The organism is Pseudomonas entomophila, assembly GCF_029193575.1.
Taxonomy (GTDB): domain Bacteria; phylum Pseudomonadota; class Gammaproteobacteria; order Pseudomonadales; family Pseudomonadaceae; genus Aquipseudomonas; species Aquipseudomonas entomophila_G.
Genome location: NZ_JARGCS010000036.1, coordinates 92,456 through 106,875, shown reverse-complemented (window position 1 = coordinate 106,875; position 14,420 = coordinate 92,456). Strand labels below are relative to the sequence as shown.

10 protein-coding genes are annotated in these 14,420 nt (G+C 64.1%); 9 read left to right on the top strand and 1 reads right to left on the bottom strand.

Annotated features, from left to right (window positions below; all coding sequences use genetic code 11):
* Window positions 1–203: 203 nt before the first annotated feature.
* A complete protein-coding gene (locus tag P0Y43_RS17470) occupies window positions 204–5,069 on the top strand; it encodes an NAD-glutamate dehydrogenase (RefSeq protein WP_275638523.1) in 4,866 nt (1,621 codons plus the stop codon).
* A 106-nt stretch (window positions 5,070–5,175) separates the two neighbouring features.
* On the opposite strand, the gene ppsR is transcribed toward P0Y43_RS17470, so the two are convergent.
* Window positions 5,176–5,994, bottom strand: coding sequence for a posphoenolpyruvate synthetase regulatory kinase/phosphorylase PpsR (gene ppsR, locus P0Y43_RS17465; protein ID WP_275638522.1), 819 nt, complete (start codon window positions 5,992–5,994; stop codon window positions 5,176–5,178).
* Window positions 5,995–6,175: 181 nt separating this feature from the next.
* On the opposite strand from ppsR, the gene ppsA reads away from it, so the two are divergent.
* From ppsA to P0Y43_RS17425, 8 genes are all read left to right on the top strand, one after another.
* Window positions 6,176–8,551 (top strand): phosphoenolpyruvate synthase, encoded by a 2,376-nt coding sequence (ppsA, locus tag P0Y43_RS17460; protein WP_275638521.1) that lies wholly within the window; start codon window positions 6,176–6,178, stop codon window positions 8,549–8,551.
* A 157-nt stretch (window positions 8,552–8,708) separates the two neighbouring features.
* Complete coding sequence (locus tag P0Y43_RS17455; protein ID WP_275638520.1) at window positions 8,709–9,701, top strand: alpha/beta fold hydrolase; 993 nt, start codon at window positions 8,709–8,711, stop codon at window positions 9,699–9,701.
* A gap of 134 nt (window positions 9,702–9,835) precedes the next feature.
* Window positions 9,836–10,327, top strand: coding sequence for a ribonuclease E activity regulator RraA (rraA, locus tag P0Y43_RS17450; protein ID WP_275638519.1), 492 nt, complete (start codon window positions 9,836–9,838; stop codon window positions 10,325–10,327).
* A 25-nt stretch (window positions 10,328–10,352) separates the two neighbouring features.
* Window positions 10,353–11,348, top strand: coding sequence for a zinc transporter ZntB (locus P0Y43_RS17445; RefSeq protein WP_275638518.1), 996 nt, complete (start codon window positions 10,353–10,355; stop codon window positions 11,346–11,348).
* A gap of 156 nt (window positions 11,349–11,504) precedes the next feature.
* A complete protein-coding gene (locus P0Y43_RS17440) occupies window positions 11,505–11,759 on the top strand; it encodes a CrfX protein (RefSeq protein WP_275638516.1) in 255 nt (84 codons plus the stop codon).
* A 2-nt stretch (window positions 11,760–11,761) separates the two neighbouring features.
* Complete coding sequence (locus tag P0Y43_RS17435) at window positions 11,762–12,586, top strand: mechanosensitive ion channel family protein (RefSeq protein WP_275638515.1); 825 nt, start codon at window positions 11,762–11,764, stop codon at window positions 12,584–12,586.
* Window positions 12,587–12,698: 112 nt separating this feature from the next.
* On the top strand, window positions 12,699–13,265 hold the full coding sequence (gene sigX, locus P0Y43_RS17430) for an RNA polymerase sigma factor SigX (protein ID WP_275638514.1): 567 nt from the start codon (window positions 12,699–12,701) through the stop codon (window positions 13,263–13,265).
* Window positions 13,266–13,375: 110 nt separating this feature from the next.
* A complete protein-coding gene (locus tag P0Y43_RS17425) occupies window positions 13,376–14,416 on the top strand; it encodes an OmpA family protein (protein WP_275638513.1) in 1,041 nt (346 codons plus the stop codon).
* Window positions 14,417–14,420: the final 4 nt, after the last annotated feature.

Sequence of the window (14,420 nt, the reverse complement as noted above, 5' to 3'; positions counted from 1 at the left end):
GCTGCCCAGTCGATGGACACCCGTAAAGACACAGCCGCCGGCAGTCGTCTTTGCAGATGCCCATCCCTGGAACGCTGGGCGTGCCGATCACGTCCGACGCCTGGTTTTACCGCCCTGTCGCCACGGGTTGGCTATCGTTGACCCTTGGACGGCGGACGCACGCGACGCTTCACCTATAACAAAGCCCAAGCGGAGTACCACAGATGGCGTTCTTCACCGCAGCCAGCAAAGCCGACTTCCAGCATCAACTGCAAGCGGCCCTGGCGCAGCACATCAGCGAGCAGTCCCTGCCACAAGTGACGCTGTTCGCCGAACAGTTCTTCGGCATCATCTCTCTGGACGAACTCACCCAGCGCAGGCTCTCCGACCTGGCCGGCTGCACCCTCTCTGCCTGGCGCATCATCGAGCGCTTCGACCCCGAGCAGCCGCAGGTGCGCGTCTACAACCCCGACTACGAGCGCAATGGCTGGCAGTCGACCCACACTGTGGTCGAAGTGCTGCACCACGACCTGCCGTTCCTGGTCGACTCGGTGCGCACCGAACTGAACCGTCGCGGCTACAGCATTCACACCCTGCAAACCACCGTGCTCAGCGTGCGTCGCGGCGCCAAGGGCGAGCTGCTCGAACTGCTGCCCAAGGGCACCCAGGGCGAAGGCGTGCGCCATGAGTCGCTGATGTACCTGGAGATCGACCGCTGCGCCAATGCCGCCGAGCTGAACGTGCTGGCCCGGGAGATCGAGCAGGTGCTGGCCGAGGTGCGGGTCACCGTCGCCGATTTCGAGCCGATGAAGGCCAAGCTGCGCGAGGTCGTGGCGCTGGTCGAACAGACCCCGTACGCGCCGTCGCAGCACGACAAGGCGGAGGTCACGGCGTTCTTGGAGTGGCTGCTGGACAACCACTTCACCTTCCTCGGCTATGAGGAGTTCACCGTCCAGGCCGATGCCGACGGTGGCCAGATGGTCTACGACGAGCAGTCGTTCCTCGGCCTGCCGCGCCGCCTGCGCGTGGGCCTGACCGCCGAGGAGCTGCGCATCGAGGACTACGCGGTGGCGTACCTCAACGAGCCGCTGCTGCTGTCGTTCGCCAAGGCCGCGCTGCCCAGCCGCGTGCACCGCCCGGCCTACCCGGACTACGTGTCGATCCGCCAGTTGGACGCCGACGGCAAGGTCATCAAGGAACACCGCTTCATGGGCCTGTACACCTCGTCGGTGTATGGCGAAAGCGTGCATGCCATCCCCTACATCCGCCTCAAGGTCGCCGAGGTCGAGCGCCGCTCCGGCTTCGATCCGAAGGCCCACCTGGGCAAGGAACTGGCCCAGGTGCTCGAAGTGCTGCCGCGCGACGACCTGTTCCAGACCCCGATCGACGAGCTGTTCAGCACCGCCATGTCGATCGTGCAGATCCAGGAGCGCAACAAGATCCGCGTGTTCCTGCGCAAGGACCCGTACGGCCGCTTCTGCTACTGCCTGGCCTACGTGCCGCGCGAGATCTACTCCACCGAGGTGCGCCAGAAGATCCAGCAGGTGCTGATGGAGCGTCTGAAGGCCACCGACTGCGAGTTCTGGACCTTCTTCTCCGAGTCCGTGCTGGCGCGCGTGCAGCTGATTCTGCGGGTCGACCCGAAGAACCGCATCGACATCGACCCGCAGCAGCTGGAAAACGAAGTGATCCAGGCCTGCCGCTCGTGGCAGGACGACTACTCCACCCTGGTGGTGGAGAACTTCGGCGAGGCCCAGGGCACCAACATCCTCGCCGACTTCCCCAAGGGCTTCCCAGCCGGTTACCGCGAGCGCTTCGCCGCGCACTCGGCGGTGGTCGACATGCAGCATGTGCTGGCACTGTCGGAAAGCAAGCCGCTGGCGATGAGCTTCTACCAGCCGCTGACCCAGCTGGGTGAGCGCCAGCTGCATTGCAAGCTGTACCACGCCGATACCCCGCTGGCCCTGTCGGACGTGCTGCCGATCCTGGAAAACCTCGGCCTGCGCGTGCTCGGCGAGTTCCCCTACCGCCTGCGCCACGCCAACGGCCGCGAGTACTGGATCCACGACTTCGCCTTCACCTACAGCGAAGGCCTGAGCCTGGACATCCAGCAGCTCAACGACACCCTGCAGGATGCCTTCATCCACATCGTCAAGGGCGACGCCGAGAACGACGCCTTCAACCGCCTGGTGCTGACCGCCGGCCTGCCGTGGCGCGACGTGGCGCTGCTGCGTGCCTACGCGCGCTACCTCAAGCAGATCCGCCTGGGCTTCGACCTGGGCTACATCGCCAGCACCCTGAACAACCACACCGACATCGCCCGCGAACTGACCCGGTTGTTCAAGACCCGCTTCTACCTGGCGCGCAAGCTCACCCAGGAAGACCTCGACGACAAGCAGCAGCGCCTGGAGCAAGCCATCCTCAGCGCCCTGGACGAGGTCCAGGTGCTCAACGAGGACCGCATCCTGCGTCGCTACCTGGACCTGATCAAGGCCACCCTGCGCACCAACTTCTACCAGCCGGACGCGAACGGGCAGAACAAGTCGTACTTCAGCTTCAAGTTCAACCCGAAACTGATCCCCGAGCTGCCCAAGCCGGTGCCGAAGTTCGAGATCTTCGTCTATTCGCCACGGGTCGAGGGCGTGCACCTGCGCTTCGGCAATGTCGCCCGCGGCGGCCTGCGCTGGTCGGACCGCGAGGAAGACTTCCGCACCGAGGTGCTGGGCCTGGTCAAGGCGCAGCAGGTGAAGAACTCGGTGATCGTCCCGGTCGGCGCCAAGGGCGGCTTCCTGCCGCGCCGCCTGCCGCTGGGCGGCAGCCGCGACGAGATCGCCGCCGAGGGCATCGCCTGCTACCGCATCTTCATCTCGGGTTTGCTCGACATCACCGACAACCTCAAGGACGGCGGCGTGGTGCCACCGGCCAACGTGGTGCGTCACGATGACGACGACCCGTACCTGGTGGTGGCGGCGGACAAAGGCACCGCGACCTTCTCCGACATCGCCAACGGCATCGCCATCGACTACGGCTTCTGGCTGGGCGATGCGTTCGCCTCCGGTGGTTCGGCCGGCTACGACCACAAGAAGATGGGCATCACCGCGCGTGGCGCCTGGGTCGGCGTGCAGCGTCACTTCCGCGAGCGCGGCATCAACGTGCAGGAAGACCCGATCACCGTGGTCGGCATTGGCGACATGGCCGGCGACGTGTTCGGCAACGGCCTGCTGATGTCCGACAAGCTCAAGCTGGTGGCGGCGTTCAACCACCTGCACATCTTCATCGACCCGAACCCGGACCCGGCCACCAGCTTCGCCGAGCGCCAGCGCCTGTTCGACCTGCCGCGTTCGGCGTGGAGCGACTACGACGCCAGCATCATGTCCGAAGGCGGCGGGATCTTCCCGCGCAGCGCCAAGAGCATCGCCATCACCCCGCAGATGAAGGAACGCTTCGCCATCGAAGCCGACCGCCTGACCCCGACCGAGCTGTTGCACGCACTGCTGCAGGCGCCGGTGGACCTGCTGTGGAACGGCGGCATCGGCACCTACGTCAAGGCCAGCAGCGAAAGCCATGCCGACGTCGGCGACAAGGCCAACGACGCCCTGCGCGTGAATGGCAACGAGCTGCGCTGCAAGGTGGTGGGCGAGGGCGGCAACCTGGGCATGACCCAGCTCGGCCGGGTAGAGTTCGGCCTGAACGGCGGCGCCACCAACACCGACTTCATCGACAACGCCGGCGGCGTGGACTGCTCCGACCACGAGGTCAACATCAAGATCCTGCTCAACGAAGTGGTGCAGGGTGGCGACATGACCGAGAAGCAGCGCAACCAGTTGCTGGGCAGCATGACCGATGAAGTCGCCTCGCTGGTGCTGGGCAACAACTACAAGCAGACCCAGGCCCTGTCGCTGGCCGCCCGCCGCGCCCGCGAGCGGATCGCCGAATACAAGCGCCTGATGGCCGACCTTGAGTCGCGTGGCAAGCTCGATCGCGCCATCGAGTTCCTGCCCACCGAGGAGCAACTGGCCGAGCGCCTGGCAGCAGGCCAGGGCCTGACCCGCGCCGAACTGTCGGTGCTGATCTCCTACAGCAAGATCGACCTCAAGGAGCAACTGCTCAAGTCGCTGGTGCCGGACGACGACTACCTGACCCGCGACATGGAGACGGCGTTCCCGCCGTCGCTGGTCAGCAAGTTCGCCGAGGCCATGCGTCGCCACCGCCTGAAGCGCGAGATCGTCAGCAACCAGATCGCCAACGACCTGGTCAACAACATGGGCATCACCTTCGTGCAGCGCCTGAAGGAGTCCACCGGCATGAGCCCGGCCAACGTCGCCGGCGCCTACGTGATCGTGCGTGACATCTTCCACCTGCCGCACTGGTTCCGCCAGATCGAGGCCCTGGACTACCAGGTCCCGGCCGAGATCCAGCTGACCCTGATGGACGAGCTGATGCGCCTGGGGCGCCGCGCCACCCGCTGGTTCCTGCGCAGCCGTCGCAACGAGCAGGATGCCGGGCGCGACAGCGCGCACTTCGGGCCTAAGATCGCCCAGTTGGGGTTGAAGCTCGACGAGTTGCTCGAAGGCCCGACCCGCGAGCGTTGGCAGCAACGCTACCAGGGCTTCGTCGAGGCCGGCGTGCCGGAGCTGTTGGCACGCATGGTCGCCGGCACCACGCACCTGTACACGCTGCTGCCAATCATCGAGGCCTCGGACGTCACCGGCCACGACCCGGCGCAGGTGGCCAAGGCGTTCTTCGCCGTGGGCAGTGCGCTGGACCTGACCTGGTACCTGCAGGAAATCAGCAACCTGCCGGTGGAGAACAACTGGCAGGCCCTGGCCCGCGAGGCGTTCCGCGACGATATCGACCTGCAGCAGCGCGCGATCACCATTTCCGTGCTGCAGATGGCCGACGCGCCGGAGGACATGGACGCTCGCGTGGCGCTGTGGGCCGAGCAGCACCGAGTGATGGTCGAGCGCTGGCGCGCTATGCTCGACGACCTGCGCAATGCCACGGGCACTGACTATGCGATGTACGCGGTGGCCAACCGCGAGCTGGTCGACCTGGCGTTGAGCGGGCAGTCGGTGGTGATTCCGTCCTGAGCCAGCTGAAATGAAAAAGCCCCGCCAGTTCGCACTGGCGGGGCTTTTTCATTCAGCCGTAGCGGCCCCCTCGCGGGCTTCCCCCGCGAGGGGGCCGCTGCAGGCGTTACTTGAACCGCCGCTCCACCCCTTTCTCCACCAGGATCTTCGCGGAAATCTCCTCCACCGAGAAATGCGTGGAGTTGATGTTCGGAATGTTCTCTCGGCGGAACAGGTTCTCCACCTCGCGCACCTCGAACTCGCACTGGGCAAAGCTCGAATAGCGGCTGTTGGGCTTGCGCTCGTGGCGGATGGCCGTCAGGCGGTCGGGGTCGATGGTCAGGCCAAACAGCTTGTTGTGGTGCTTCTTGAGCACCGCTGGCAATTGCAGGCGCTCCATGTCGTCCTCGGTCAGCGGGTAGTTGGCCGCGCGAATGCCGAATTGCATGGCCATGTACAGGCAGGTCGGGGTCTTGCCGCAACGTGACACGCCTACCAGGATGAGGTCGGCCTTGTCGTAGTAGTGGGTGCGTGCGCCATCGTCGTTGTCCAGGGCGAAGTTGACCGCCTCGATGCGCTCCATGTAGTTGGAGTTGCCGCCAATCGAATGGGATTTACCCACGGAATACGACGAATGGGCGGTCAATTCCTGCTCGAGCGGGGATAAAAACGTCGAGAAGATGTCGATCATGAAGCCATTGGACGTGGCCAGGACCTCACGGATGTCTTGGTTGACGATGGTGTCGAAGATGATCGGGCGCACCCCGTCGCGTTCGGCCGCAGTGTTGATTTGCTGGACCATCGTGCGTGCCTTGTCCAGGGTGTCGATGTACGGCCGGGTGAATTTGTTGAAGGGGATGCTATCGAACTGAGCCAGCAGGCTTTGCCCCAGCGTTTCCGCCGTGATGCCGGTACCATCGGAGATGAAGAACGCGGTTCGTTTCATTTGCACCCTGGGCCTTAAGCTGCCGAATGTTTCTGGATATGATAGGTTCGGTTTGCCGAACGCGGTCGTTCGGCATTCTCACTTATTTTCCAGGTCCAGGCCACAAGCGTCCGGCCCAGTCGGCAGAGCCGGCAGGCGGGCGCCCTTGAGCTTTTCCAATACAGTTAGTGGAGAGATCACCTTGGTAGAGTACGTAGTTTCCCTCGATAAGCTCGGCGTCCATGATGTGGAGCATGTGGGGGGCAAGAACGCATCCCTGGGCGAGATGATCAGTAACCTCGCAGGCGCCGGCGTCTCTGTGCCAGGCGGCTTTGCCACTACGGCTCAGGCGTACCGCGACTTTCTCGAACAGAGTGGCCTGAACGACCGCATCCACGCCGCGCTCGACGCGCTGGACGTGGATGACATCAACGCCCTGACCAAGACCGGCGCGCAGATCCGCCAGTGGGTCATGGAGGCCGACTTCCCGGCGCGCCTGGATGCGGAAATCCGCACCGCGTTCGCCGCAATGTCCCAGGGCAACCCGAACATGGCTGTCGCCGTGCGCTCCTCGGCCACCGCCGAAGACCTGCCCGACGCCTCGTTCGCCGGCCAGCAGGAGACTTTCCTGAACATCCGTGGCGTGGACAACGTGATCCGCGCCGCCAAGGAAGTCTTCGCCTCGCTCTTCAACGACCGCGCCATCGCCTACCGCGTGCACCAGGGCTTCGACCACAAGCTGGTCGCCCTGTCCGCCGGCGTGCAGCGCATGGTCCGCTCGGAAACCGGCACGGCCGGCGTGATGTTCACCCTCGACACCGAGTCGGGTTTCCGCGACGTGGTGTTCATCACCGGTGCCTACGGCCTGGGTGAGACCGTGGTGCAGGGTGCGGTCAACCCTGACGAATTCTACGTGCACAAGCACACCCTGCAGGCCGGCCGCCCGGCGATCCTGCGCCGCAACCTGGGCAGCAAGGCGATCAAGATGGTCTACGGCGACGAGGCCAAGGCCGGTCGTTCGGTCAAGACCGTCGAGGTCGACCGTGCCGAGCGTGCGCGTTTCTGCCTGTCCGACGTCGAGGTGGCCGAGTTGGCCAAGCAGGCGATGATCATCGAGCAGCACTACCAGCGCCCGATGGACATCGAATGGGCCAAGGACGGTGACGACGGCAAACTGTACATCGTCCAGGCGCGCCCTGAGACCGTGAAGAGCCGCGCCAGCGCCAACGTCATGGAGCGCTACCTGCTGAAGGAAAAAGGCACCGTATTGGTCGAAGGCCGCGCCATCGGCCAGCGTATCGGCGCTGGCAAGGTCCGCGTGATCCACGATGTGTCCGAGATGGACAAGGTGCAGCCGGGCGACGTGCTGGTCTCCGACATGACCGACCCGGACTGGGAGCCCGTGATGAAGCGCGCCAGCGCCATCGTCACCAACCGCGGCGGGCGTACTTGCCACGCGGCGATCATCGCCCGTGAACTGGGCATCCCGGCAGTGGTCGGTTGCGGCAACGCCACCCAGATCCTCAAGGATGGCCAGGGCGTGACCGTCTCCTGCGCCGAAGGCGACACCGGCTTCATCTTCGAGGGCGAGCTGGGCTTCGACGTGCGCCAGAACTCGGTCGATGCCATGCCCGAGCTGCCGTTCAAGATCATGATGAACGTCGGCAACCCCGACCGCGCCTTCGACTTCGCCCAACTGCCGAACGCCGGCGTGGGCCTGGCGCGCCTGGAGTTCATCATCAACCGCATGATCGGCGTGCACCCCAAGGCGCTGCTCAACTACGCGGGCCTGCCGGCGGACCTGAAAGAGAGCGTCGACAAGCGCGTGGCCGGCTATGCCGACCCCGTCGGCTTCTACGTCGAGAAGCTGGTCGAGGGCATCAGCACCCTGGCTGCGGCCTTCTACCCGAAAAAGGTCATCGTGCGGCTGTCGGACTTCAAGTCCAACGAGTACGCCAACCTGATCGGCGGCAAGCTGTACGAGCCGGAAGAAGAGAACCCGATGCTGGGCTTCCGCGGCGCCTCGCGCTACATCAGCGAGTCGTTCCGCGACTGCTTCGAGCTCGAATGCCGCGCCCTCAAGCGCGTGCGTAACGAGATGGGCCTGACCAACGTCGAGATCATGGTGCCGTTCGTGCGTACCCTGGGCGAGGCCAGCCAGGTCGTCGACCTGCTCGCCGAAAATGGCCTGGCCCGCGGCGACAACGGCCTGCGCGTGATCATGATGTGCGAACTGCCGTCCAACGCCCTGCTGGCCGACGAGTTCCTCGAGTACTTCGATGGCTTCTCCATCGGCTCCAACGACCTGACCCAGCTGACCCTGGGCCTGGACCGCGACTCGGGGATCATCGCCCACCTGTTCGACGAGCGTAACCCAGCGGTCAAGAAGCTGCTGGCCAACGCCATCCAGGCGTGCAACAAGGCCGGCAAGTACATCGGCATCTGCGGCCAAGGCCCGTCGGACCACCCTGACCTGGCCAAGTGGCTGATGGAGCAAGGCATCGAGAGTGTGTCGCTGAACCCGGACTCGGTACTCGAAACCTGGTTCTTCCTGGCCGAGGGCCAGGGCGCGGCCTGATGCGCTGAGCGCGGGGGCGTGCCCCCGCATCGGACCTTGTAGGAGCGGGCTTGCCCCGCGATAGCGCCCGCCGGGCCACCTTGGTTGCCTGGCATGACGCTATCGCGAGGCAAGCCCGCTCCTGCATTTTTTTGTATCCCTGTTCGTTCGTGAATCCATGCAAAGCAGCAGCACCCTTTTTCCCGTGGCCCTGCTCAGTGCCGAGCGCCGCGGTGACCTCAGTGAAGACGTATACCGGATCAAGGCCGGCAACAGCCCCGATGCCAGCGTAGAGCTGGCCGTGACCCGCCTGGGCCCGGCCGACCAGGCGGGCGCCCTGGGCGTGCCGGTGATCCTCCTGCATGGCAGTTTTTCCAACCGGCGCTTCTGGTATTCGCCCAAGGGCGTCGGCTTGGGGGCCTACTTGGCGCGCGCCGGTTTCGATGTGTGGATCCCGGAAATGCGCGGCCATGGCCTGTCGCCGCGCAACCGCCAGTGGCGGCAGAACCGCGTGGCCGACTATGCCCGCTACGACTTGCCAGTGATCGCCGCATTCGTTCAGGAGCAGGCCGGGCGCGCACCGCACTGGCTTGGCCATTCCCTGGGCGGCACCACCCTGGCCGCAGCGCTGGGCGGCGGCTACTTGGACGTCGCGCAGGTGGCCAGCGCGGCATTCTTCGGCACCCAGGTCAGTCGGGTGTACTGGCCGCTGAAGGTGCCGCCGGTGGAATGGGGCGCGCGGCTGCTGCTCAAGCGCTTCGCGCAGCTGTCCGGCCCACGCTTCAAGCGCGGGCCGGAAGACGAGCCGATTGGCCTGGCCTTGGAGAGCCTGCGCTGGCATGGCTTGTTCGGGCGTTTCGGGGTCAGGGAGCGCGACTGGTGGGCTGGGCTGGCCGAGGTGGACGTACCGGTGCTGGCGGTGGCCGGGGCTGGAGATTTCCAGGACCCGGTATGGGCCTGCCGCAAGCTCTACGAGCAATTGGGTGGCAGCCGCAAGCAGTTCCTGCGCCTGGGGCGTGAGGAGGGCTATGACGCCTTCGGGCATGTCGACATGCTGGTCAGCAAGGCTGCGCAAACGCAGGTGTGGCCGGTGGTGGAACGCTGGCTGCGGGATCCGTTGGCGCCGGTGCAAGGGGCCGAGGTGATGGCCGAGTGGGTGGCGGTCGGGTGAGGGGGCCGTAGGCGCGGGCTTGCCCCGCGAGAGGGCCATCACAGGTGACTGCTCAGTCCCAGATGACTGCGATGCTCCCCAGGGTGTAGCCTTGCCCTCAACCCCGCCTTCGTTGTGACTGACAGGAGTTTCCCATGCAGCATTACGTAACCCCCGACCTGTGCGACGCCTACCCGGAGCTGGTGCAGGTCCTCGAACCGATGTTCAGCAATTTCGGCGGCCGCGACTCCTTCGGTGGCCAGATCGTCACCATCAAGTGCTTCGAGGACAACTCCCTGGTCAAGGAGCAGGTCGAGCTCGACGGCAAGGGCAAGGTGCTGGTGGTTGACGGCGGTGGTTCGCTGCGCCGCGCGCTGCTCGGCGACATGCTCGCCGAAAAAGCCGCCAAGAACGGTTGGGAAGGCCTGGTGATCTACGGCTGCGTGCGTGACGTGGACGTACTGGTGCAGACTGACGTCGGCGTGCAGGCCTTGGCCAGCCACCCGCTGAAGACCGACAAGCGCGGCATCGGCGACCTCAACGTGGCCGTGACCTTCGCTGGCGTGACCTTCCGCCCGGGTGAATACGTGTATGCCGACAACAACGGCGTGATCGTTTCGCCAAGCCCGCTGAAAATGCCGGAGTGACGCGCTGCGCGCTGATGGAGCTTTGATGTTCGAGGAAGACAACGCGCAGTGGGGGCTGGTCCACGCCCTGGTGCTCGATGGCAAGGGTGGCGCACGCTCGATTGCCCGCACCGAACTGGACGACCTGCAACTGCAACCCCAGGAGAGCCTCTGGCTGCACTGGGATCGCAGCCATCCCCAGACCCGCTCCTGGCTGCTGCGCGACAGCGGCCTGAGCGCGTTCGCCTGCGAGCTGCTGCTGGAGGAAAACACCCGCCCACGCCTGCTGCCGATGGCCAGCGAGCAATTGTTGCTGTTCCTGCGCGGGGTCAACCTCAACCCGGGCGCCGAGCCCGAGGACATGGTCTCGGTGCGTATCTTCGCCGAGGCGCAGCGGGTCATTTCCCTGCGCCTGCGGCCATTGCGCGCCAGTGACGAGATCCTCCAGCAGTTGGATGAGGGCAGGGGGCCGAAGTCGGCCTCCGAGCTGTTGCTGTTGATGGGGGAGTTGCTCACCGAAAAGGTCCAGGCATTGATCAGCGACCTTTCGGAAGTGGTCGACCTGGAGGAGGAGAAGGTCGAATCCGACGAGCGGTATACCCCGGCCCAGGGCAGCTTGCAGCAGATTCGCCGGCGTGCCGCCGGCCTGCGGCGTTTCCTCGCGCCGCAGCGCGACATCTATGCCCAGCTGTCGCGCCACAAATGGAGCTGGTTCGCGGATGCCGACGCCGACTACTGGAACGAGCTGAACAACAGCCTGATCCGCTACCTCGAAGAGCTGGAACTGACCCGCGAACGCGCCGCGCTGCTGCTGGAGAACGAAGACCGCCGCCGTAGCGAGCGGATGAACCGCACCATGTACCGGTTCGGCATCATTACCTGCATCTTCCTGCCCATGAGCTTCGTCACCGGCCTGCTGGGTATCAATGTCGGCGGCATTCCTGGCTCCGACAGCCCCTACGGTTTCCTCTTCGCCAGCCTGCTGGTGCTGGGCCTGGCCGCCGGGCAATGGTGGCTGTTCCGCCGCCTGCGTTGGGTCTGACCATGTGCCTTTTAGGCGCGGGCTCGCCCCGCGATAGCGCCGGCACAGCCACCCCCTGGGGGGAGCGTGCGAGGCATTTTGAAACACTCGTCCCAGCTCCCGGTGTGACCCGTCGTGCATCACCCTCGTCTTTGACTGACATTGCGCGAGGTGCCCATGCACGATCCGTTTGAAGAATCCCTGCGTGACCTGCTCAAAGCGTCGCCGTCCGGCCAGGACCGCGACGACGCCGCTTGCCTGGGTCGCGTGCTGAAAACCGCCAACCGCCAGGTTGGCGCGGGCGATCTGTTCAGCCTGCTGGGCCGTTGGAGCCAGGCGCTGCTGATCGCTGTGAACAATGGCTCGGCGCATGTCGCGCCGGTGCGTCGCAACCCTGCCGCTGGCAGAACGAAAGCTGATAAGGCCGATTGAATATGGAACTCGATCTCTGGACCCAGAGCCTGGTCACCGCCATGACCGCCCTTTGGACGAAGGTTGCCAACTTCATCCCCAACCTGTTCGGCGCGCTGGTGGTGGTGCTGCTCGGTTTCGTGGTGGCCAAGCTGCTCGACACCCTGTTGTCCAAGCTGCTCGCCAAGCTCGGCCTGGACCGCCTGATGAGCGGCACCGGGCTGACCAAGATGCTTGCCCGGGTCGGCATCCAGGTGCCGATCTCGACGCTGATCGGCAAGATCGTCTACTGGTTCGTGCTGTTGATCTTCCTCGTCTCTGCCGCTGAATCCCTCGGCCTCGAGCGGGTTTCGGCGACGCTCGACATGCTCGCCCTGTACCTGCCCAAGGTGTTCGGTGCCGCACTGGTGTTACTGGCCGGTGTGCTCCTGGCGCAACTGGTCAATGGCCTGGTGCGGGGGGCCGCCGAGGGTATTGGCCTGGAATACGCCGCTGGCGTCGGGCGCATTGCCCAAGGCTTGGTGATCATCATCAGTATCTCGGTGGCCATCAGCCAGCTGGAGGTCAAGACCGACCTGCTCAACCACGTGATCGTCATTGGCCTGATTACCGTTGGTCTGGCCGTGGCCCTTGCGATGGGCCTGGGCAGCCGCGAAATCGCCGGGCAGATCCTGGCCGGCATCTATGTGCGCGAACTCTACCAGGTCGGCCAGCAGGTGCGGATTGGAGAGGTCGAAGGGCACATCGAAGAGATCGGCACGGTGAAAACCACCCTGCTGACCGATGATGGCGAACTAGTGTCGCTGTCTAACCGGGTATTGCTCGAGCAGCGAGTCAATAGCCGCTAACCGCACAAAAGCTGTTAATGTATGCCGCCGCAAAATCGGCCCACGGGGCCGAGCGGCGACATTGACCTGACTGTCGGCCAGATCCGTTTTGAATAAAGTCCACTCGCCGCCCATGCGCTATGACCCACGCGAGCTCACCGACGAGGAGTTGGTGGCGCGTTCGCATGAGGAGCTTTTTCACGTCACCCGCGCCTATGAGGAGCTCATGCGGCGCTACCAGCGGACCTTGTTCAACGTCTGCGCACGTTACCTGGGGAACGATCGAGACGCTGACGATGTCTGTCAGGAGGTGATGTTGAAGGTGCTGTACGGTCTGAAGAACTTCGAGGGTAAATCCAAGTTCAAGACCTGGCTCTACAGCATCACCTACAACGAGTGCATTACCCAGTACCGCAAGGAGCGCCGCAAGCGGCGGTTGATGGATGCCTTGAGCCTGGACCCTGTCGAAGAGGCGTCCGAGGAGAAGGCACCGAAAGCCGAAGAAAAAGGCGGGCTGGACAAATGGTTGGTGCATGTGAACCCGATCGACCGGGAAATCCTGGTGCTTCGATTTGTCGCAGAGCTGGAATTCCAAGAGATCGCAGACATCATGCACATGGGCTTGAGCGCCACGAAAATGCGGTACAAACGTGCGCTCGACAAGCTCAAGGAGAAATTTGCAGGCATGACTGAAACTTAGTCGATTGCAAATTGCTCTAACGAACCGGTGAGTTCTGCTAGACTTGCCGTCGAGTTGTCCCCCGGATTTTGGTGGGACTGCTTAATTATCACCAGATGGGGATTTAACGGATGAAATTGAAAAACACCTTGGGCTTGGCCATTGGCTCGCTCGTAGCTGCTACTTCGTTCGGCGTTCTGGCACAAGGCCAAGGCGCTGTCGAAATCGAAGGTAACGTCACCAAGCAGTACTACGACAGTGAGCGTAACTTCAAGAACGACGGCACCAATCCTGGTGTTCGCCTCGGTTACTTCCTGACCGACGACGTCTCCCTGGACCTGGGCTACAACGAGACCCACAACGCTCGTGGCGAAGTCTTCAACAAAGACATCAAAGGTTCCAAGACCAAGCTGGACGCCACCTACCACTTCGGTACCGTTGGCGACGCGCTGCGTCCTTACGTCTCCGCCGGCTTCGCCCACGAGAGCCTGGGCCAGGCCACCCGTAGCGGTCGTGACCACTCCACCTTCGCCAACGTTGGCGCTGGCGCCAAGTGGTACATCACCGACATGTTCTTCGCCCGTGCTGGCGTCGAAGCCATGTACAACATCGACAACGGCAACACCGAGTGGGGTCCGACCGTTGGTCTGGGTCTGAACTTCGGTGGTAGCGGCGGCAAGCAGCCAGCTCCGGCTCCTGCTCCGGTTGCTGAAGTCTGCTCCGACAGCGACAACGACGGCGTCTGCGACAACGTCGACAAGTGCCCTGACACCCCGGCCAACGTTACCGTTGACGCCGATGGCTGCCCGGCTGTTGCCGAAGTCGTTCGCGTTGAGCTGGACGTCAAGTTCGACTTCGACAAGTCGGTCGTCAAGCCTAACAGCTACGGCGACATCAAGAACCTGGCTGACTTCATGAAGCAGTACCCGCAAACCACCACCGTGGTTGAAGGTCACACTGACTCCGTAGGTCCAGACGCTTACAACCAGAAGCTGTCCGAGCGTCGTGCCAACGCTGTCAAGCAGGTCCTGACCCAGCAGTACGGCATCGAGTCCACCCGTGTTGACTCGGTTGGCTACGGCGAGACCCGTCCGGTCGCCGACAACGCCACTGAAGCTGGCCGCGCCGTTAACCGTCGCGTAGAAGCTCAGGTAGAAGCCCAGGCCAAGTAATTGG